Source organism: uncultured Chitinophaga sp., assembly GCF_902168175.1.
GTDB lineage: Bacteria > Bacteroidota > Bacteroidia > Chitinophagales > Chitinophagaceae > Chitinophaga.
In genome coordinates, this window is sequence record NZ_CABHOU010000092.1 from 209,765 (window position 1) to 230,239 (window position 20,475).

The 20,475-nt window shown below is 46.8% G+C and carries 16 protein-coding genes; 5 read left to right on the forward strand and 11 right to left on the reverse strand.

What is annotated here, in order from left to right:
• Positions 1–60: 60 nt before the first annotated feature.
• The 3 genes from QZT80_RS20170 to QZT80_RS20180 form a co-directional block, all read right to left on the reverse strand.
• Positions 61–501, reverse strand: coding sequence for a hypothetical protein (locus QZT80_RS20170; RefSeq protein ID WP_295126329.1), 441 nt, complete (start codon positions 499–501; stop codon positions 61–63).
• Between the two features lie 433 nt (positions 502–934).
• Positions 935–2,713, reverse strand: a complete 1,779-nt coding sequence (locus tag QZT80_RS20175; RefSeq protein WP_295126332.1) for a RagB/SusD family nutrient uptake outer membrane protein — start codon at positions 2,711–2,713, stop codon at positions 935–937.
• 10 nt (positions 2,714–2,723) lie between these two features.
• A complete protein-coding gene (locus QZT80_RS20180) occupies positions 2,724–5,813 on the reverse strand; it encodes a TonB-dependent receptor (protein ID WP_295126333.1) in 3,090 nt (1,029 codons plus the stop codon).
• Between the two features lie 496 nt (positions 5,814–6,309).
• Here QZT80_RS20180 and QZT80_RS20185 point away from each other — a divergent pair, with 496 nt between their 5' ends.
• The gene (locus QZT80_RS20185) at positions 6,310–6,966 is read left to right on the forward strand and encodes a hypothetical protein (RefSeq protein ID WP_295126336.1); all 657 of its coding nucleotides are present in this window, start codon (positions 6,310–6,312) and stop codon (positions 6,964–6,966) included.
• Here QZT80_RS20185 and QZT80_RS20190 read toward each other — a convergent pair.
• From QZT80_RS20190 to QZT80_RS20200, 3 genes are all read right to left on the reverse strand, one after another.
• Entirely contained in the window at positions 6,963–8,294 is a 1,332-nt protein-coding gene (locus QZT80_RS20190) for a D-alanyl-D-alanine carboxypeptidase (RefSeq protein WP_295126339.1), read from the reverse strand. The two genes, QZT80_RS20185 and QZT80_RS20190, sit on opposite strands and share 4 nt — an antisense overlap.
• A 62-nt stretch (positions 8,295–8,356) precedes the next feature.
• Positions 8,357–9,691, reverse strand: coding sequence for a Gfo/Idh/MocA family oxidoreductase (locus QZT80_RS20195; protein WP_295126341.1), 1,335 nt, complete (start codon positions 9,689–9,691; stop codon positions 8,357–8,359).
• A 122-nt stretch (positions 9,692–9,813) separates the two neighbouring features.
• A complete protein-coding gene (locus tag QZT80_RS20200) occupies positions 9,814–10,776 on the reverse strand; it encodes a formylglycine-generating enzyme family protein (RefSeq protein WP_295126343.1) in 963 nt (320 codons plus the stop codon).
• A gap of 185 nt (positions 10,777–10,961) precedes the next feature.
• On the opposite strand from QZT80_RS20200, the gene QZT80_RS20205 reads away from it, so the two are divergent.
• Complete coding sequence (locus QZT80_RS20205) at positions 10,962–11,888, forward strand: TIM barrel protein (RefSeq protein WP_295126346.1); 927 nt, start codon at positions 10,962–10,964, stop codon at positions 11,886–11,888.
• A 64-nt stretch (positions 11,889–11,952) separates the two neighbouring features.
• A complete protein-coding gene (locus QZT80_RS20210; RefSeq protein ID WP_295126349.1) occupies positions 11,953–12,438 on the forward strand; it encodes an anthrone oxygenase family protein in 486 nt (161 codons plus the stop codon).
• Here the strand turns inward: QZT80_RS20210 and QZT80_RS20215 are convergent.
• The 4 genes from QZT80_RS20215 to QZT80_RS20230 form a co-directional block, all read right to left on the reverse strand.
• Positions 12,416–13,297: an alpha/beta hydrolase gene (locus QZT80_RS20215; RefSeq protein ID WP_295126352.1), complete on the reverse strand. Its 882-nt coding sequence runs from the start codon at positions 13,295–13,297 to the stop codon at positions 12,416–12,418. The genes QZT80_RS20210 and QZT80_RS20215 overlap by 23 nt on opposite strands.
• Before the next feature lie 68 nt (positions 13,298–13,365).
• Positions 13,366–14,256, reverse strand: a complete 891-nt coding sequence (locus tag QZT80_RS20220; RefSeq protein ID WP_295126354.1) for a YitT family protein — start codon at positions 14,254–14,256, stop codon at positions 13,366–13,368.
• An 18-nt stretch (positions 14,257–14,274) separates the two neighbouring features.
• Positions 14,275–15,414, reverse strand: coding sequence for a formimidoylglutamase (locus QZT80_RS20225; RefSeq protein ID WP_295126357.1), 1,140 nt, complete (start codon positions 15,412–15,414; stop codon positions 14,275–14,277).
• A 141-nt stretch (positions 15,415–15,555) separates the two neighbouring features.
• Positions 15,556–15,804: a hypothetical protein gene (locus tag QZT80_RS20230; protein ID WP_244836519.1), complete on the reverse strand. Its 249-nt coding sequence runs from the start codon at positions 15,802–15,804 to the stop codon at positions 15,556–15,558.
• Positions 15,805–16,109: 305 nt separating this feature from the next.
• On the opposite strand from QZT80_RS20230, the gene QZT80_RS20235 reads away from it, so the two are divergent.
• Positions 16,110–17,207: a glycosyltransferase gene (locus QZT80_RS20235; protein ID WP_295126362.1), complete on the forward strand. Its 1,098-nt coding sequence runs from the start codon at positions 16,110–16,112 to the stop codon at positions 17,205–17,207.
• Here the strand turns inward: QZT80_RS20235 and QZT80_RS20240 are convergent.
• Complete coding sequence (locus tag QZT80_RS20240) at positions 17,202–17,552, reverse strand: arsenate reductase family protein (protein ID WP_295126365.1); 351 nt, start codon at positions 17,550–17,552, stop codon at positions 17,202–17,204. The two genes, QZT80_RS20235 and QZT80_RS20240, sit on opposite strands and share 6 nt — an antisense overlap.
• 103 nt (positions 17,553–17,655) lie before the next feature.
• On the opposite strand from QZT80_RS20240, the gene polA reads away from it, so the two are divergent.
• Entirely contained in the window at positions 17,656–20,472 is a 2,817-nt protein-coding gene (polA, locus tag QZT80_RS20245; RefSeq protein ID WP_295126368.1) for a DNA polymerase I, read from the forward strand.
• Positions 20,473–20,475 lie beyond the last annotated feature (3 nt).

A 20,475-nucleotide genomic window follows, 5' to 3' on the forward strand; every position in this document is an offset into this window, starting at 1 on the left:
CGACACGCCAAACAGAAAATTAAAAGGGAGATAGTGATCAGCTATCTCCCTTTGCTTTTATTAGTCTATGGCTACAACACGGTTTGAATAAACTTCGGTTTTGATGTCCACCACTTTTTCGATTCTGTTCTTACCATTGCGGAATTCAAAATAGTAAGCACCATCTTCCAGCGACTGGAGGTTGTAACGGCCGGTAATCTGCGGATCGGCCTCCAGTACTTCGCGGTGAAGAATGTTGTTATTACCATCTTTAATAAACATGGTAATTCTCTCCTTAGTCGGGTTTGCGATGGTAACCCTGAACAGCAAAGGATTTTCGGCCTCTGAGCTCACACTTACTTTAAGATTTTTCTTTTCACCAACACCTGCGGTTTTTTCAACCGGGGTAGTATTGTTGTAAGCCAGTACAGGGTTTTGGGCAACAGATGGATAAGCAGCACCTATAAGCAGGAGGGCCAAAATGAGTTGCTTTTTTGGAGAAAACGTAAGATTGTTTTTCATTGGTTTTATTTTAATGCGTTTTAACATCGGGTTTGCAAGTATGTTGTTTTTTGCGCCCCAAAGGTCACACAGTTGCATTAAGGGAACATTACCGCCACATTAAGGAAATGTGAGCAGATGATTGCTTTAATGTTACCAGCAATACAAATAACAACAGGGCGCAGGCCGAGCCGGGTTAAAAAAGGTCCATGATAAATCTGTTAAATCGTCTTACAAGGTGTGGTTTTAATCTTCGAGGCTGTTTTCTTTTTGTTGTAACTATTCAATCGGGGCCAAACCTTGTCTTAAGCTTTTAATTTTTATATTCTACACGTGGCTGTTTACAATTGGAAGATGAATTTACGATGCTTTATTATTTCACCCAAAAAATTAACAAAAAAAAGGATGTGCGTAATAAGTACACACATCCTCCTATATCAATTATTACCAAGCTTTAGTTAATAGGATAGCCCGGGTTTTGTTTGAGCAAATTATCTCTGCGCATTTCGTCGGACGGTATTGGTAACAGGTAATGCCTGTCCAGGAAACTACGCTGCTGTACATCCGCAGAAAGTACCGTGTAAATGAACGTTTGCGTTACACGGTCGGGGTTCAGTTTTGCGTAAATATCAATAGCCTTGGCCGGGCCAGTAAACACCGTGGTGGCAATAAGCCAGCGACGTGCATCGAAGTAGCGGTGTTCTTCATAAGCCAGTTCGTAGCGACGTTCGTAACGGTATTGGTCAACGAGGGCCTGACCTGTAGTGGCGGCTGTGAGGGCAGGCATGCCCGCACGGGTGCGTACCTTATTGATGTAGGTACGGGCTTCGTCTTCGAGACCTAATGCGATACATGCCTCTGCGTAGTTCAACACAATTTCTGCATAACGGAAGAACTGCCATGGTTTATCGCCGCGGAAAAATTGCGCGTCCAGGTTAATGTCCATAAACTTACGGATGTAATAACCAGTGTAAGTACCATTCCAGTTTTCGAGGCTGCTTTGTCTTGTATCCAGACCGTTTCTCAGCTCCATCGCATTTTTAGCCGCGTTCCAAATTTCATAACGGCCCGTTTGTACTTTACCGATCGGGTCGAAGTCTATACCATCGGTAGCGCGTTTTTTCCAGGGAGCGCCATCATACAAAATAGTAGCGTAAAAACGCGGATCGCGGCCTACATACGGTTGTGCTGCCATGGTAGGGTTGGTCCAGCTAAATGGCGTACCGTCAGCCATCTGGTATCCCTCCACAAAATTTTCTAACGGAACGTTGCCGCCCCAGTTATGATAACCATTGGGCCCATTGTATTTATCGTGGTCGGTGCCCAGTAGTTCCCTGTTAAAATACTTCACGAAAATAGCTTCGATATTATCCTTGTCCATAAACACCCGCGTATAGTTTTCCACGGGGTCGGCACTCGGTTTATAGATATCGAATTTGTTGGAGTCGATGATGGCTTTAGCTGCGTTACGGGCAAGCGTCCAACGTGCAACCCGGTCGCCACCAACATAACCATATGAAGGGTCGGCAGGGGCGGGACGGTTAAACAGATCGCTGGCGGCATATAGCAGAATGCGTGATTTAAGTGCCATAGCAGCGTATTTGGTGGCACGGCCTTTATTGGCACCACTTTGTACTGCGGGTAATAAAGTAATCGCGCTATCGCATTCATCACTAATAAATTTCACACACTCCTCAAAGGAATTACGTGGCAGCAGCATGTCCTTATCCTTTAACCCAAATGTTTTGGTGATAAGCGGAACACCGCCCCAATACTTCACCAGCATATGATAAAAGTAGGCGCGCATAAAATGTGCTTCTCCTCTCAGTCTCGTGCGCAAAGCTTCGTCCTTAAACGGAACGGCGGCTATTTTTTCGAAGAAAAGGTTGGTGTTGCGGATGGCGGAGTAATGTTTGTTCCATTCGCCAAACAGGTTAAGCGCCCCAAGATCGTCGGGCGACATAGCACCACTTACGCTTTGGGTGGTGCCGTAGTTATGTATAAACCGGCTTTCGTCGGTCATAGAGCTAAGCATCACTTCATTATAGCCGTGCCGCATTTGGTTATACATATCATTTACAAAGGACTGTACCAGGTTTGGATCGTTCCACACATCCAGATCGCTGTACGCATCCAGCGGTTTCTTTTCCAGGAAGTCTTTGTTACAGGCGGCCATTCCAATCAAAAGAAGGAAAGGCAAAAAGTGCTTTATTTTGATAAGATTGTTTCTCATAAACATGGATTTAGAGGGTTACGTTAATGCCGACGTTATAAATTTTGGTTTGCGGATAGTATTGGCCGCTGCCGGAAGGTAATTCAGGGTCGAAGATCTTTACTTTATCAAAAGTGAGGAGGTTCTGACCACTTACATATATCCTCAGATCTTCGATACCAATACGTTTGCGCAACTTGTCGGAAAGGGAGTAACCCAGCTCCAGCGTTTTTAAACGGAAGTAGTCGGTATCCCAGAACCAGAATGTATTTGGCCGGCTAACCCAGTATTCACGGTCACGGTCGTAAGGGCGCGGGAAACTGCCGTCGATGTTATCTTTTGTCCAGCGATCTTCTACAAACGCTTTAGGGAAGTTGCCTATCAAACCAGATTCTGTGCGCATGTATTGTTTAGCGCCTGCGGCACCCTGCCAAAGCAGGGTGAGGTCGAAACCTTTATAGCTGGCCGCCATGGTAATACCAAATACCCAGGTAGGTGTTGCGGTCTGGTTATTACGAACGCGATCTTTATCGTTGATCACCGAGTCTTTATTCACGTCCTTAAAAATCACATCGCCGGGGCGGGCGTCCGCCAGGTGGGGATAATCGTCAATCGCTTTCTGGTCGCGGAATATACCAATGGCTTCGTAGTAAAGCGCAGAACCAATTTGTTTACCGGTAGATTTTTGCCAGGGCAGCACATTCGGCTCTTCATCCCAGAAGAGGATTTTATTATTGCCATTATATACGTTACCCAGTATCTCATAGGTAAACTTATTGACTGTGCGTTTGTGACCCAGTTGCAATTCAAAGCCCTGATTCTGCACACTTCCAATGTTTTCATCAGGCAGTGTAAGACCCGTATAAGCTGGAATTGACGCTCTTCTTTTGGCAAGAATGTTAGAACGTTTTTCAAAGAAGTAATCTGCTTCCAGGCTAATGAGGCCTTTCAGAAATTTAGCTTCCAAGCCCACATCATATTTGTTGGATACTTCCCAGGTAATATCCGGGTTAGGCGTACGCGTTTGATAAATAGCCTTATTCAATTCGTCGCCGAACATTACGCCCGTACCGCTAAGACCGTAAGTGGTGAGGTACTGGAAGTTATCGATCTGGTCGTTACCCAGTTGTCCCCACGAAGCGCGGATTTTGAAGTAATCGGAGATGTTGGAGCTGATGTTGTTTTTCCAAAAACCTTCGCTGCTCGGCACCCATCCCATTGATACGCCAGGGAAGAAACCGAAACGTTTGTCGGATGGAAAGTTTTGCGAACCATCGTAACGCCAGTTAAAATCGAACAGGTATTTTTCAGCAAAGTTGTACGATACGCGGCCGAAGTAGTTAAGACGGGCATATGCATAACCGCCGCCGCCATTGTTTTTCTCACGATCGCTACCGGCAAATATCTGGTCTACCAGGTCGGAAATAAAGTATTTCCTGATCGCATACAGGTTATCGCCTTTCGCCTCACTTTTTTCCACCGCCATGAAAGTGCTGAGGTAATGTTTGCCAAAGGTTTTGGAGTAATTGATCTTACCATTGATGGTGATGGTTTGGCCCTGGTTATACCATTCCTCCAGCTCGGGCGCGCTCACGCCGCGTTGTGAGCCATTCAGGATAGGTTCGCCGTTAGCGTCGTAACCACCGAAGGAATAGAGCGTCCAGGGTTTGGTGAATCTCTTATTGAAATTGAAGTTATTATCCAGCGCAAAGTTGCCATCGATAAACAGGCCTTCTACACCAGGCACGTAGAACAATAAACCGAGGTTGTTATTCAGCACATAGTTCCTGTCGCGCTGGTAACCAATCTGGTTGGTACCTGTAACCACAGGGTTATCGCCATACTCGATGTCGGGGCCAGGCAAACCATTTGGCCATATAGCCGCTTCAGTAGGACGGCCGCGCAGCAGGGCACGGAAAATGGAACCGGCACTGCGTGGTGGAAAGTTCCTGTCTTCCAGCCTGCCCGAGAGGTCGAGCCTAACGGTGAGGTAACGGTTGATATTTGCATCCATGTTTGCACGAATGCTGTGCTGGCGGTATTTGGTGGCGCTGCTTTTATAAATACCATCCTGAAAAAGCGTACCCAGCGAAATGAAGTACAGTATTTTTTCATTACCTCCTCTCACAGAAAGGTCGTGGCGGTTTTGGAGGGAGATGGGTTTAATCGCCGCATCCAGCCAGTCGGTGTTGGGGTAACCCCATGGATCAGAACCATCTTTATACTTCTGGATTTCTTCCGGAGTATTAGTGATAGGAGAGCCGCCCGCTTCGTTAATTTCGTTCTGGACCTGTGCATAAGTGGCAGCATCGGCCATTTCAGGCAAACGGGTAGGTGTAGTAAAGCCCTGGTTAAAGCTGTAGCTTAACATAGGTTTACTGGTTTTACCCCTTTTAGTGGTGATGAGGATAACACCGTTGGCTGCACGTGAACCGTAAATGGCGGCAGACGCATCTTTTAACACTGAAATGTTTTCAATATCATTTGGGTTGATGCGTTGGAGGCCATCGCGGGGAATACCATCGATTACCGTTAGCGGGTTGGCGTTACCGAGTGTAGCGCGGCCACGAATGAGCAGGCTGGAGCCATCGTAACCCGGCTCGCCGCTGGAGTTAACAGCCACAAGACCAGCTACACGGCCTACCAGCGCGTTAGACACGTTTACGGTAGGCGCCTGCTTGATTTCAGAACCTTTTACGGAGCTTACCGCCCCTGTTTTGGTAATTTTTTTCTGTGTACCGTAGGCTACAACTACGTACTCGTCCAACTGTTTTTCGCTTTCTTTCAGTAAAATGGAAAATGAGGTTTGTCCTTTAATGGATAATTCCTGTGATTCGTAGCCAATAAACTGAACTACAAGCGTTGCGTCTGCGTTTACCGCGTTGATGGTGAAATTGCCCTTATCGTCTGTGGTAGTACCTTTGGTGGTACCTTTAATCATTACCGTGACGCCGGGCAGGGAGGCATTTTTTCCATCTCTGATTTTTCCTTTAACGGTAATGTCTTTCGAAGATGTGGGTGAGTTCACAACGTTCTGGGCCTTTGTATCAGGTGGGCCCAGGGTTACAAATGCAGCGGCCAGCAGCAGCGTGGCGCTGAAAAGGCGTGGAAATGCAATCATGATCAGGGTTTTTGGGTGATAAAAATGTCTATACCAATTGTTTGTGGAATTGATTTACGGGTTGATGAATAAACGACACACAGCGATTACGCGCGTCCTGTTGCACGGGTATCAGATATGGTTACTAAGTCAATTTCGATTTTCGAGAATGGCGTTTTGGGTTTAGCTGAGCTAACGAGTCTTAAGTACGATTTGGATTTTTGGTTTAAAAATTGAGTTGAAAAATGGTTACATCTGATGGGCGGCCACCGTTGAAAAGCAATAACGTGAAAACGAGGTCAGGCGTCCGGATTTCGTGGAACTACAAACATGTCAGATCTTTTAAAGGTTATTAGAACTGATATACAACCAAATTAGTTAAAAAATTGTTAAACGTTTTCGAAATATAAGTGTCGCCGCGACACAATCCTTTAAAAAATATCAAAACGAGACCATTTTTACCTTCCCGGAAATTATAGTCATCAATCATTAACTTTGTTGAATAAACCCTGAATTTATGCGGACCAGGACTTTGTTGTTAGTGTTAACAGGCGCGGGCCTTATATTTTTTGCCTGCAGAAAGGAAACAAGCCAGGAGGGACCATCGAATGAAACACTTTGTGGTTATGCGCCTTACTATACAGGCTCCTTTTTTTCATATACAGCCACCACCACCGATGGCGATGTAAGCAGTTATACCGTTAGCGTGCTTGGCGATTCTACTGTAGATGCACTGAAATATAAAGTACTGCAAACCGATGCGGACGGTTCGATTTTGCTGGCCCGCTGCAACAACGGTGTATACACACAAACCGCCAGTGAGGTAGACGTAGATAATTACGACGCGGAGCAGATCGTGACCACAAACTTGAAAGATAATGTACGTGCAGGCTCATCCTGGGTAGATACGATTTCGGTAGAAACGCCCCTTGGCGATGCAAGACTGGAGTTAAAATATACCATCACTCAAAAAGATTTTGATAAGGTGGTATTGGTAGAAACCTTCAAAAAAGTGATTGCCGTACGCACAGACGCGTCTGTTGTTATTGCTGGGCTTCCAATAGATCTCGGCACGCTGGGCACCAGCTTTTATGCATTAAACGTAGGTTTAATTCAGATAGATACAGAGAGCGATACCACGCAGATTTACAGCTACAACATTAATAAGCCTTAATACTTCGCCCGGATATTCATCAGGAACTTTTCTGTAGCCCGCCGGATGTTGGTGGAGCTGCTGCGATGATTATTTACCAGGATGCTGAAAATATAAGTCTTCCCCTTCTCCGTTACTAAAAAACCACTCAGCGAAACCACGCCGTTAAGCGTACCGGTTTTAGCGAAAACTGTTCCCGGGTGTTCGCGGAAATAAGCCCTCAGCGTGCCTTTGCCGCCCGTTGGGAATAGTGCGAATAAACGCTCTTTTGGATAAGTGCGGTACATTTTTTCTAATACCGTTACAAAGTCGCGCGGCGTAAAAAGATCGAATCGCGAAAGTCCTGATCCATCTACCCACTGTGGTGTATCGGGCAAATCTTTCAACGACGAGGCTTTCATCATCTCAATTACCTTATAGCTGCTGATAGTGTCCCATTTGAGGGCGGATACCATCATAAGTATTTGTTCGGCAAAGAAATTATCGCTGCGGTGCATAAAAGGTTGTAGCAAAGTATCGGCTGGTACACTGTGCATAATGCGCACATTAGCACCTGCGGGCCAGGAGGAGCCGATGTATACCGGTTTTTGTAAGGTGTCCTGCAGGCGGTTGGCAATATCTTTTAAACCTCCGGTGATGTAAGGTACCTCTCCTTCAAGCTTTGCAGTATCGCCAGGTTTATATTTCAGGTAGAAGAAGTTCCGGCGCTCATCGCGCGTGGCTACAGGTTCGCCCGCACTGTTATCCGGCTGTAGCTGGAAATAATCGGGATGATGAAAAAAGGAAGGAGCTACATGGTAACCCCGCTTATTATAATTAATCCAGGCCACATTGCCGTACAGCGGAAATTCATTTCGTTCCGGCTGGTAATAATCCGCATAATCGCCCCAGCCCCAGCCCGGGCCGTAACGCTCGTTCTCATTTACTGCCGGAAGCAGCACAATTCGTTTATTCGTTTTAGAGAGATAGTTAAATAAAGGTTGGTAGCCGAAATCGGGGTAGAGGAAGGAGGGATCGCCCATGCCCTTGATAAAAACGGCCGTATCGTTTTCTGCATAACGCACAGCTGGCAGCGAATCGCCAAGATGCTGGAGGGCAGTGTAAAGTGTGATAATTTTTGTGTTGGAAGCCGGTACAAAGAAGCGGTCGTGCTGGTATTGGTATATATATTTGCCGGTTGCAGGATCGTATAGCGAAATGCCAACGTGAGCGCTTTTAAGGGCGGGGTTTTGGAGCATTTCATTGGCCCATAATGCAACCTGTTTTGTTTGGGCTGTTGTATTAAGCGCGGTGAAAGCAATTGATACCAATAGCGCGAGGCGACGCATACTCATAAACAGTTTTATCATCAATATAAAAAAATAACCCCGTGCAGTTAAGCTGCACAGGGTTTGTATCACATCAAAAAATATTAGCTGAAATACTTTACGCTGCCTGGTTTAGCATAAGAATAAAGACCATCCGCATCGGGCAACACCGGAGGAGCTGCGTCAAATGCGTATTTGGTTGGCTGCAGGCTGATGCCAGACTCCAGCGCTTTATCCCATGGAATAGTCTGACCACTGTAAGTAGCCATACGTCCGATGATAGCACTGTGTGTAGCTTCTGCACCCATCTTCGCATCCTGGAATTTAAATTCGCCTTTCGCGATGGCAGCAAAAAGCTCGTCGTGTTCAGTTTGATATGGGTTACGTGGTTTTTTATCTTCAAACTTATACACCACGTTTCCTTTATGGTCGAGGATAACAGCTTTATCGGCAATTACCTTTCCTTTAGTACCAACAATTTCCTCATCTACACGGCTGGTAGAATCTTTCCAGTGGCGACACTGAGCGTTCATTACCACACCGTCCGCATAGCGGTACTCAACGTAGTGGTGGTCGAATATTTCGCCGTACTCTTTGCCATTACGCCACGAACGACCGCCCATACCTACAGCACTAACGGGAACGCCACCTTTAAACCAGTTACCGGCGTCGATGTTGTGAATGTGTTGTTCTACGATATGATCGCCGCAAAGCCAGTTAAAGTAATACCAGTTACGCATCTGGTATTCCATTTCGGTGTACTCGGGTTTGCGTGGTTTTACCCACAGTGCGCCCTGGTTCCACCAAACCTGGATGGAGAGGATGTCGCCGATAGCGCCGTCCTGCACGCGCTTAACCAGTTCGCGGTAAGAGTCCTGATAGTGGCGTTGTAAACCAACCACTACGTTCAGTTTTTTAGCTTTCGCCTGTTCGGCAACTTCCAGTACTTTTTTAATACCGGCAGGGTCGGTAGCCACGGGTTTTTCCATGAATACATGTTTGCCCTGTTTAACCGCCTCTTCGAAGTGGATAGGCCTGAAACCCGGAGGTGTAGTGAGGATTACCACATCGGCCAGCGCAATTGCTTTTTTGTATGCGTCGAAACCAACGAATTTATTTTCTTCTTTTACAGCAAGACGGCCTTCTTTGCCTTCCATTGCCTCTTTAATATTATCGTAAGCACCGTCCAGCCTGTCGCGGAAGGCATCGGCCATTGCTACCAGTTGTACGTTTTCTTTAGTGCTGAGGGCTTGCACGGCGGCGCCGGAACCACGGCCACCACAGCCAATCAGAGCAACTTTGATCACACCGGCAGAACCTGAGAAGTAGTTCGCCTGAGAAAAGAGTGGGGCTGCAAGCATACCTCCCGCCAGCAGGGAGCCTTGCTTCATGAAATCTCTGCGCCCTTCGTGGAATTTCTGGTCTTTTTCGTTTTGCATGATTGATATTTTACCGGACTTGCGGGTACAGGCCCGTTTTAGTGAAAGTATTATAAAATGGAACGTGTCTTGGAAACATCTAAAAAGTACAAAATGGTTAGCACATTTTTAGAAATATTTGATTAGCGGGCACCTTTGAACTTGTCCACGTAATCGGCAAAAAACTGCTCTACTTCTTCCGGAGAAGGTTGCTTAACCGGGCGTACCAGCCTGAAACCAACGAACGGCGAGTCGGCATTCCACCAATAACTGCGGGGAATTTGCGGATCGCGGCGGTTCCAGTCCATATTTGACTTAATACGCACTGCGCTGCGAACGCGCCCGGCAGGATCTGCATAGCTGCCACCCTTAAGCGTACGCGGATTTTTCGCGGTCGGTTTGTTCGAAGGCTCGCTGCCGCTTATTTTAGACAGATAAGTTTCATCGTACTGGTCCAGCGTCCACTCGGCCACGTTACCCAGCATATCGTAAAGTCCCCATGCGTTCGGCTTTTTCTCCCCTATTTTATGGTACTTGAAGTCGCTGTTACCCCCAAACCAGGCATAATCAGATAGTTTTGTGCTGTCGGCGCCAAATGGATAGGCCGTTGTAGAACCCGCGCGGCAGGCGTACTCCCATTCCGCTTCGGTGGGCAGGCGGTAGAATACGCCGGTTTTTTTATATAGCCACTTGCAATACATAAGAGCGCCGTACTGGCTCATACTATTAGCCGGGAAACCGCCGCTTTTGCCCATACCCAGGGTAAGGTCTATATATGGAGGGCTGGGACGGGTCATGCCATCAGGCAAGTCTTTTTCTTTGTCAGGATCGGCATAGAAGTCATAGGCATCGAAGCTCACTTCGGTAGCGCCCATCCAGAAGGGCTCTAACTTCACTTTTTTTTGAGGGCCTTCGTCTGTAGCGCGCCCTTTCTCGGAAGCAGGGCTGCCGATCATAAACTCGCCCCCTTTAATGGGTACCATCTTAAAAATGATATCCGAACCTGGAATTTTTTGTTCGTAAGCGGTGAATTCCGTTTGTTTTTGTGCATAGGCCGACCCGGCAAGGAGCGCGGGCAGCAAGAAGGCCACATATTTTTTTGTCATTAATAGAATTTATAAAGAAGGATGGGTGAATTTATTAAAATGTTTGCTGGAACGCAATGATTATTTGATGAGCATTAACCAATCATGTAAAAACTTGCAATTTTTATAGGATCACTGGTAATTAGCTGAAAAAAGCTATTAAATTTAAAGGCGTATCAACAACACTTATATAATTTAAACGCTATATGGAAAGAAGAAAATTCCTCCAGCACGGCGCACTTGCCGGCATAGGTTCCCTTACTTTCGGGGCCGCCGCAGCTAATGCAAGCCATGCAGATTCCACGTTACCAGAAAAAGGCAAACCTTTTAATCTCGACTACGCCCCACACGCCGGCATGTTCAAAAACAGCGCGGGCGACAGCTTCCTCGACCAGATCCAGTTTATGTACGACCAGGGCTTCCGTAGCCTGGAAGACAACGGGATGATGAACAGAAGCGTGGAGGAGCAGGAAAAGGTGAGTAAACTAATGAGCAAACTCGGTATGCGCATGGGTGTGTTTGTAATAGATGCGGGCGATAACTGGAAAGTATCGCTGGCAACTGGCAAACAAGAATTTAAAGACCGGTTTGTGGACGTGTGCAACAAAGCCGTAGAAGTGGCTAAACGTGTGAATGCAAAATGGATGACCGTGGTTCCCGGTTACTTTGAACGCAACCTCCCCATCGGTGTACAAACCGGCAACGTGATCGATGCTTTAAGGCTCGGTTCCGATATCCTCGCCAAACATAACCTCACCATGGTGTTAGAGCCGCTGAGCGATAATCCGGACCTGTTCCTGCGTACCGCCGATCAAACCTATATGATTTGCCGCGCCGTAAACAGTCCCGCCTGCAAAATTCTTTATGATATTTACCATATGCAGCGCAACACCGGCCAGCTTATTCCCAATATGGACTGGTGCTGGAGCGAAATTGCGTACATCCAGATAGGTGATAATCCGGGTCGTAAAGAGCCTACTTCCGGAGAGATCAACTATAAAAACATCTTTAAATACCTGCACAAAAAAGGCTTTAAAGGTGTATTAGGTATGGAGCATGGCAATGCCTTTCCTGGTAAAGAAGGAGAGGTATCGCTGATTAAGGCCTACCGCGAAAGCGACAGTTTTCTTTAGTTAATTTTGATAGATGGATGGCCGGTTAAGGCCGGTCATCCTTTCCCCACAAGTACCCCAAATCATGATGTTCCTGAAGTTCGTACTGCTGTACCAGCTGATTGGCTTTGGCATTATTGCCGGCCAGGCGTTTTACTATTTAGTATGTTTTACCAATGTACTGCGCGATTTGCCCGCACGTGAATACACGTTAATGCGCCAAACGATAGACCGGCATATCGGCAAACCGTTCCGTTTTATTTACGTCACGATGTTGCTCAGTTGTTTGCTGGTGCCGGTATTGCTGGTTAGTTCTATTGGGCATGAGCCACGTAACTGGTGGTGGTATGCCGCCATGCTTTGCTTTTTCGCCGATTTCCTGCTGGCATTAAAAGGGAATAATCCCATCAACAAAATAATAGCTGGCTGGCAGGTCGATAGTCCCCCCGCTAACTGGAGTGATTACCGTACACGATGGGCGCAGTTTTTCGCCTACCGCCAGGTGCTGGCGATTGGTGGTTTGTTTTGTTTAATCATGTTACTGCTAACTAGAGTTTCAGTTTTTCCCTGATCCATAACACCGACAGCGAAGGCCAGGTATTAAGCACCGGATCTTTAGGTGCCATGCCATAGCCATGCCCGCCGTGATCGTATACATGCAGTGTGGCCGGAATTTTATGGGCCTGCAGCGCTTTATAGAATACGATTGCGTTTTCTACCGGGACGGTTTTGTCGTCGGTAGAATGAATAAGCATGGTGGGCGGTGTTTGCGCATTCACTCTTTTATCTGTGGAAAGAGAATCGGCCAGGCCCGGCGCAGGGTTAGGCCCCATCAGGTTAAATCCGCTGCCAACATGCCGGTAATCGGCCGACATAGATATAACAGGATATACAAGTATGGAAAAGGCTGGCCGGCTGCTGAATTGTTCCCATTTAGTTTTGGAAGATGGATTGGCTGCGACGTGAATAGTAGTGAGCATAGATGCAAGGTGACCGCCGGCGGAGAAGCCCATCACCCCAATTTTTTCCGGGTCCAGTTTCCAGCTTTCTGCTTTGGATTTAACAATACGCATCGCCGTCGTTACGTCGTCATATTGGGCAGGGTAGCGGGAGCCGGATTGCTGAGGATCGTTAAGGCGATAATGTAACACAATAGCGTCGAAACCTTCGTTAGTGAGGAACCTGGCCACATCGGCACCTTCGTGGCCAACTGCCAGGTGGCCATAACCGCCACCGGGACAAACCAACACCGCCGCGCCATTACGTTTATCGCCGTTAGCGGCAAAATGCTCGATAAAAGGAGCGTCTTCTGTTTTTTGATTGCCACCAATGTGCAAGCCCTTTTTATCGGGGTAGAGGTAAATTTTCTCCTGTGCAAAGCTGGTTGCTGCGCTTATCATAAATAATGCGGTAAAAAAGTAAGGTTTCATGTTAAGTGTGGCGTTGTTTTACATAACGGGGAACGCATATGGGAAAGATAATAAAATTCTCCAGGAATTTATACGTGCGTGGCCCTGCGCTTTATCATACCGCCTTTGGTATCGTTAATGTTATGCTGGATGATGAATGCCTTTTCATCGATCTTTTCTATCTCATCTATTATTTTATGCACTTCCAGGCGCGTAACTACAGTATAAATGATATCAATCTCATTATCCACTTCACCCCTTTTACCATACCCGCTTTTGCCCTTAAAAACGGTAACACCCTTGCGCAGCTTAAGTGTAAGCGTTTTACGCACCAGGTCGGCATTGTTGGAGATGATGGTAAGTGCAATATATTCCTCGAAACCACTGATCACAAAGTCCACTGTTTTGGACGCGCAGAGGTAAGTGAGCATAGCGTACAAAGCCGTTTCTATATTGATGAGAACAGCCGCTACGCCAAAAATGATGACGTTGAAGTACATAATTACCTCACCTACGGATAGTATGGTTTTGCGGTTGATGAATAGCGCCAGCACCTCCGTACCGTCCAACACCGCGCCACCGCGTACGCTCATCCCAATACCGGCACCCAGGAAGAAGCCGCCAAAAATCGCGATCAGCAGTTTATCCTGTGTAACCACAGGCACGTTGATAAAACCCAAACTGGCCGCCAATGCGAGAATGGCGGCCACTGTTTTTAAGGTGAATGTTTTTGATAATTGTTTGTAAGCCAGTAAGATGAACGGGATGTTAAGCAACACCAGTAACACCGAAATAGAAACGCCGGTAAGCCTGTTTACAAGCAACGAAATGCCGGTAACACCTCCGTCCAGGAAGCCATTGGGTAGAAGGAAACACTTAAGACCAACCGCCGCCAGCAATACACCAATAGCAATCAGCGCCACGTCCTGGGCGTTCTGAATGATGCTGAGGCGCACAATCCGTTCTCTCCTCGTAACCATGGGGCAAATGTTTTAAGATTACATTCTTTCCTGCGAGCGCAGCCAGCGTTCTGGTATTTCGTTGTTGCTCGCCAGCAGGTAGTCGCTGTAGGCGCAGGGAATAAATGCCTTATCGGGCAATTGCATCCACCAGCGGCCTGTTTTCTTACTCTTCAGAAAGGTAGTATCTATATCGGTAAATGCGATATGAAATTCCAGGAAAGCTTCACGGTCGTGTAGTTGGGCTTCTTTATGTTTAACCGAACGGCCATCCATAAAGTACCACAGCATTTGTGCTACCTGTTTGGCGGTGAGGTTGTCTTTATCTTTTTTAGGATTGTAACCGTATAGACCGTAGGAGCTTAACTGCGAACTCATGCCAGCGTAGCGCGAAAGAACACAGGCTTCTTCACCGGTAAATCCGTTTGGAGACAGGCTGTTGGCTGGCGAATCAGCATGTTTGATCATATTGAGATCTACGCTAAACAAATCGGTATTGCGTAATACGGGTTCAATTTCTTCCAGGTTTTCGCGCACTTTGCCCAGCCTGAAACAGTCGAACCGCAGTTTGTCCAGGGTTTCGAGCATGCGTGGTTGTATAAAATAGCTCTGGAAGCCAATGTGATTGTAATGACGGATGTAGTTGGGCTGTTCGGTGAACATGGTCATTAAAAACCCGGTATCGGCCGTTGAGGACTCTTCCATGAGGTCGATAAGCGCATCGGCCACAGACACTTCAATGATGTATTTTTTATCGGCGTAAGCGCGATACTGTGCGTAGGTGAGGTCGTGGGCGCCACCAAGAATGATAACGGTTTTTCCGCCGTCAATAAACTCGGTGAGTACGGCCCGCATGGCAGCGTAAGTATCTATTAAAGTATTACCGGCCAGCAGGTTGCCTGCGTCAGCAATTTTAAGATCACGGTGCCAGTGGTAAAGACGGTAAAATTCAGTGCGGATAGTGTCCGGTCCCTGAGTGCTGGTGGTACGTGCAAAGCCGCCACGTTGCTCGCCAACGCCTAACAGTACAATGTCTGCAGCATCAAAATCAGGAATGCGATCTTCATCATAAAGATCAATAACATGGCCGATTTGGTAATCGTCATATTCGTTCTCGTCATTAAGGAATGACTTGGAAACGGGCGATAGAAAGTCTTGCAGGTGCGAAAAATCAATCATTCACAACGGATTTATTTGCTCGCAAACCTAACAAGAAAAAAAGAAATTGACAGTGGTAGATTTAAAACGGGAGGAAAAAGTATCGGCCTGGGAGATGGTCATAACGCGGCAATGCTACTTTTTAATAACGTTCTCTTCTTATCAGTTCTTGTGGATAATAAATTCGAAAGCACGTGGCTCTTTACGGAAGAAGGCTTTCTCCAATACGCTACGTTTGCTGCTAACGCGATGTTTGTTACAATCTGCTACTTCTGCGGCCGTGGAAATATAATCCATTGTTTCTATCAATGAGAGCATGTCGCTTAGCTGCTTCACTTCGTTCTGAATCTGCTGCTCATTGTAGCGGTCTTCATGTAGCAAGATCAATAAGTCTCTTTCTACAGGCTTCATTTGAATTTGATTTGAGTGTTCTCTGATTAGTTGACATCTTTGCTTAGCATTTTCAAGGATAGGTTAGTTAGGCTTTTAGCTCAATGCATCCGCTTCTTGTTCATCGTGGGACAACCGCAATCATTTTTCTTCAAAACGCCGCAACCCTGCGCAAACAAACCGACTGACAACAACAGTAACAAAATCCAATGTACTTTTTTCATTCTAAATCCTTCATTTAAACTTCCAGCCGCTGTGAGAGTTTACTGTTTCTTAACAATGAGCATTTCTAAATTAAACTATTTTCGTAAAAAAAACATAATTATTTGTCCACATCTTCTCCTGTTCCAAAAAAAATCCTGGTAGTTCCGCTGGACTGGGGGCTGGGCCACGCCACGCGGGACATTCCGCTCATTGCTGAACTATTAAACGCTGGCTGCGAGGTGCTTATTGCGGCCGAAGGTAAACATGCTGCACTGCTTGCACAGGAATTTCCACAACTCACTATTTTACCGCTTGCCGGGTATAATATAAGGTATGCGAAAAAGGGTGTTTTCTTTGGCCTGAAGATCGTGCAGCAAATACCTAAAATATACAGAGCGGTGGCGAACGAAAAGGCCTGGCTGCACAAAACGGTAAAAGAGCATGGTATCGATGCCGTTATTTCTGACAACCGTTTCGGACTTTCCCACCCGGATATTCCCTGCGTTTTTATCTCCCATCAGCTGCTGATTAAAACCCCTTTCGGCGGCATAACGGAGAAAATATTAAAGAGAATCAACTACTTCTATATTAAAAAATATTCTGCATGCTGGGTGCCCGATTTTAGCGGCGAGCCTAATCTTAGCGGAGAACTGGCACATCCATCTGAACTGCCTGCCAATGTAACTTACCTCGGCTGCCTGTCCCGCTTCGAGAAAAAGCAGGGCGTGGCCCAGAAATACGACCTGCTGGTACTTATTTCCGGTCCGGAGCCGCAACGCACCCAGCTCGAAGAGCTTATCATCTCCCAAATTAAACCCTTGCCGGTTAAAGCGCTGATTGTGAGCGGCAAACCCGACCAGGCGTTTAAGAAAGAGATTGCCTCGGGCATCACTCACGTAAGCCACCTCAATGCCAAAGAGCTGAACGATGCCATGCTGGCTTCGGGTTTGGTATTAAGCCGCTCCGGTTATACAACGCTTATGGACCTGGCAAAATTGGATAAAAAAGCGATCCTGGTACCCACGCCCGGCCAAACCGAGCAGGAATACCTGGGAAAATGGCTGATGGAAAAAGGATATTTTTATAATGTACCCCAGCATGAGTTTGACCTCACCCAGGCGCTGAAAGCATCTAAAAATTTCCCTTTCCGCTCATTTAGCCAGGAGCAGGACATGAGTGCGTATAAAGAGGTGGTACGTAAGTTCGCGGCTTCGTTATAAAGCAGCTTTCAGGCCTTCCACCGTTTTTTTGTCGTTACCAACAAAAATTTGTTTGCCAATAATGGCTACAGGCCTTTTCAGAAAGGTGTATTCTTCCAGTATCAGGTTGCGGTAGTCTTTTTCGCTTAACGTTTTTTCGTGCAGGCCCATGGGACGGTATTTCATAGAACGGCGGCTGAACAATGCCTCGTAACTGCCAGCCAGCGCTTTCATTTCGTCTATCTGCTCCGGTGTGATCGGTTCTGTTTTAATGTCCTGTAGCTTTACGCCCTTTTCCACGGCTCCAACCTCGTCCAAAATTCGTTTGCAGGTGCTGCAGGCCGACAGATGATATATTTTTTTCATGCCGGCAAAATTAGGGAATGTGTGTTAAATCCAAACACCCTACTATCAAGAGACTGGCATCAACCCTCATTTAGAAATCGGTTATTTCATTACTTTTACCGCCATGAGTAAGAAATTGTTTTTATTAGATGCAATGGCGCTTATCTATCGCGCCTATTACGCATTGATACGCAGCCCCCGCATTACCAGCAAAGGCCGCAACACCAATGCGCAATTCGGTTTTACCTCCACGTTGTTCGACCTCATCAACAAAGAAAAACCTACCCATATAGCCGTGGCTTTCGATACACAGGCTCCTACCGAAAGGCATACCGACTTTGTGGATTACAAAGCGAACCGTGAAGAGGCGCCCGAAGATCTGCTGGACGCGTTGCCTGATATCAAAAGAATTATCGAAGGATTTAATATTCCTGTGCTGGAACTGGACGGTTACGAGGCCGATGATATTATCGGAACTGTGGCCTGGCAGGCGGCCGCGCAGGGATATGAAGTATATATGGTTACGCCGGATAAGGATTACGGCCAGCTGGTAAAAGACAATGTGTTTATCTGGAAGCCGCCTTACCAGGGTACAAAGGAGGAAATTCTCGGCCCCAAAGAAATTTGCGCCAAATGGCAGATTCAGGATGTGCACCAGGTAATAGATATTTTGGGGATGATGGGCGATGCCGTGGATAACATTCCGGGTATCCCCGGTGTGGGCGAAAAAACGGCCATGAAACTCCTCGCCGAATATCATTCCCTGGAAAATGTGTTGGCAAATGCGGATAAAATCGGGGGGAAAATGGGAGAGAAGATCAAGGCGGGCGCCGAAAGTGCCATCCTTTCCAAAAAACTCGCTACCATTATTACCAATGTACCGGTAGATTTTCATGAAGAGAACTACTGCATCAAAGAAATGCAGAAGGAGGTACTCACAGAAGTATTCACCGAACTGGAATTTAAATCGCTTGGTAAAAGAATATTGGGCGAAGGCTTTAACGCGCTCACCGGCGATCCGTCAAAGCCCGTACAGCAAGACCTTTTCGGCAACGCGGTTGAGAGTAAAACCGCTCCTGTAGCTGATGCAGAAGAAGCCGAGGGACCGCAGTTCGGCTTGCAGGCGGATAAGAATATAGAAAACACGCCACACGAATATCACCTTTCGGACACTGTAGAAAAGCAACAGGAGCTGGTAAACATCCTGCTTACTCATGCTGAAATTTGTTTTGACACAGAAACTACGGGCACTGACGCCAACAATGTGGAGCTGGTAGGTATGAGTTTTTCCTGCAAAGCAGGAGAGGCCTGGTACATTCCCGTACCCACAGGCCGGGAAAACGCGCTGGCTGTGCTGAGCATCTTTAAACCGGTATTCGATGCTGCCGACATTACTTTTATCGGTCAGAACCTGAAGTACGATATGCTGGTGCTTAAATGGTACGACTATGAAATAAAGGGCAAGGTGTTCGATACGATGCTCGCACATTATCTCATTGAGCCGGAAGGCCGCCGTAGCATGGATTTGCTGAGTGCTCAGTACCTGCAATACGCACCGGTTTCTATCGAAACGCTTATTGGCAAAAAGGGTAAAAACCAGGGCAATATGCGCGATGTGGAGATAGAAAAGGTAAAGGATTATGCCGCCGAAGATGCCGACATCACCCTTCAACTGAAAGAAAAATTCCAGCCCATACTAACCGCCAAAGAAGTAGGCAACGTGTTTTACGATGTGGAAAACCCCTTAGTGAAAGTGTTGGTGGATATGGAGTTTGAAGGTATTGCCATCGACCACGTAACGTTATCGGACTACTCCAAACAATTGGAAACCGATATCCGTCGCGCGGAAGAAAGTGTGTACGAGCAGGCGGGGGTCCGATTCAACCTTGGCTCGCCTAAACAACTGGGAGAGGTACTGTTCGAAAAATTACAGCTCGATCCTAAAGCTAAGAAAACCCGTACGGGCCAATACGCAACAGGAGAGGACGTACTGGCGAAACTGGCGAATAAAAGTAAGATAGTAGAAGACATCCTGATATACCGTGAGCTGAGCAAACTGAAATCTACTTATGTTGATGCGCTGCCACTGATGGTAAATCCACGTACCGGCCGTATACACACATCGTATAACCAGGCGGTGGCTGTTACCGGACGTTTAAGCTCCAACAACCCTAACTTACAGAATATCCCCATCCGCACAGAGCGTGGCCGCGAAGTCCGTAAGGCGTTCGTGCCACGGAATAGCGACTTCACATTGCTTTCGGCGGATTACTCTCAAATCGAATTGCGTATTATTGCCGCTATCAGCGAAGATGAAAATATGATGTCGGCTTTCCAGAACGGCATCGATATTCACACGGCGACGGCAGCCAAGGTGTATGGTGTTGATTTACCGGATGTGACGACTGATATGCGCCGGAATGCCAAGAGCGTAAACTTTGGGATTATCTATGGCGTAAGCGCCTTTGGTTTGTCCGAGAACCTGGGTATTGCCCGTAGCGAGGCCAAAATGCTTATCGATAACTACTTTGCGCAATATCCTGCTATTAAGTCGTACATGGAAAACCAGGTGACCTTCGCCCAAACGAATGGTTATGTGCAAACGCTGCTGGGCCGTAAACGCTGGTTAAAAGATATTAACTCTTCTAATGCGGTAGTGCGTGGTTATGCCGAGCGAAATGCGATCAACATGCCGATACAGGGTACCGCAGCGGATATGATCAAACTGGCGATGATCACGATCCATAAGGAACTGAAGCAGCAAAACTTTAAATCGAAGATGTTGCTGCAGGTGCATGACGAATTGGTATTTGATGCTCATGTGGAGGAACTCGACCGCTTAAAACCGCTCATTCTCGATTGCATGAAACGCGCGCTCCCATTGAAGGTTCCTGTAGAAGCCGAAATCGGAACTGGCGCCAACTGGCTCGAAGCACATTGATAA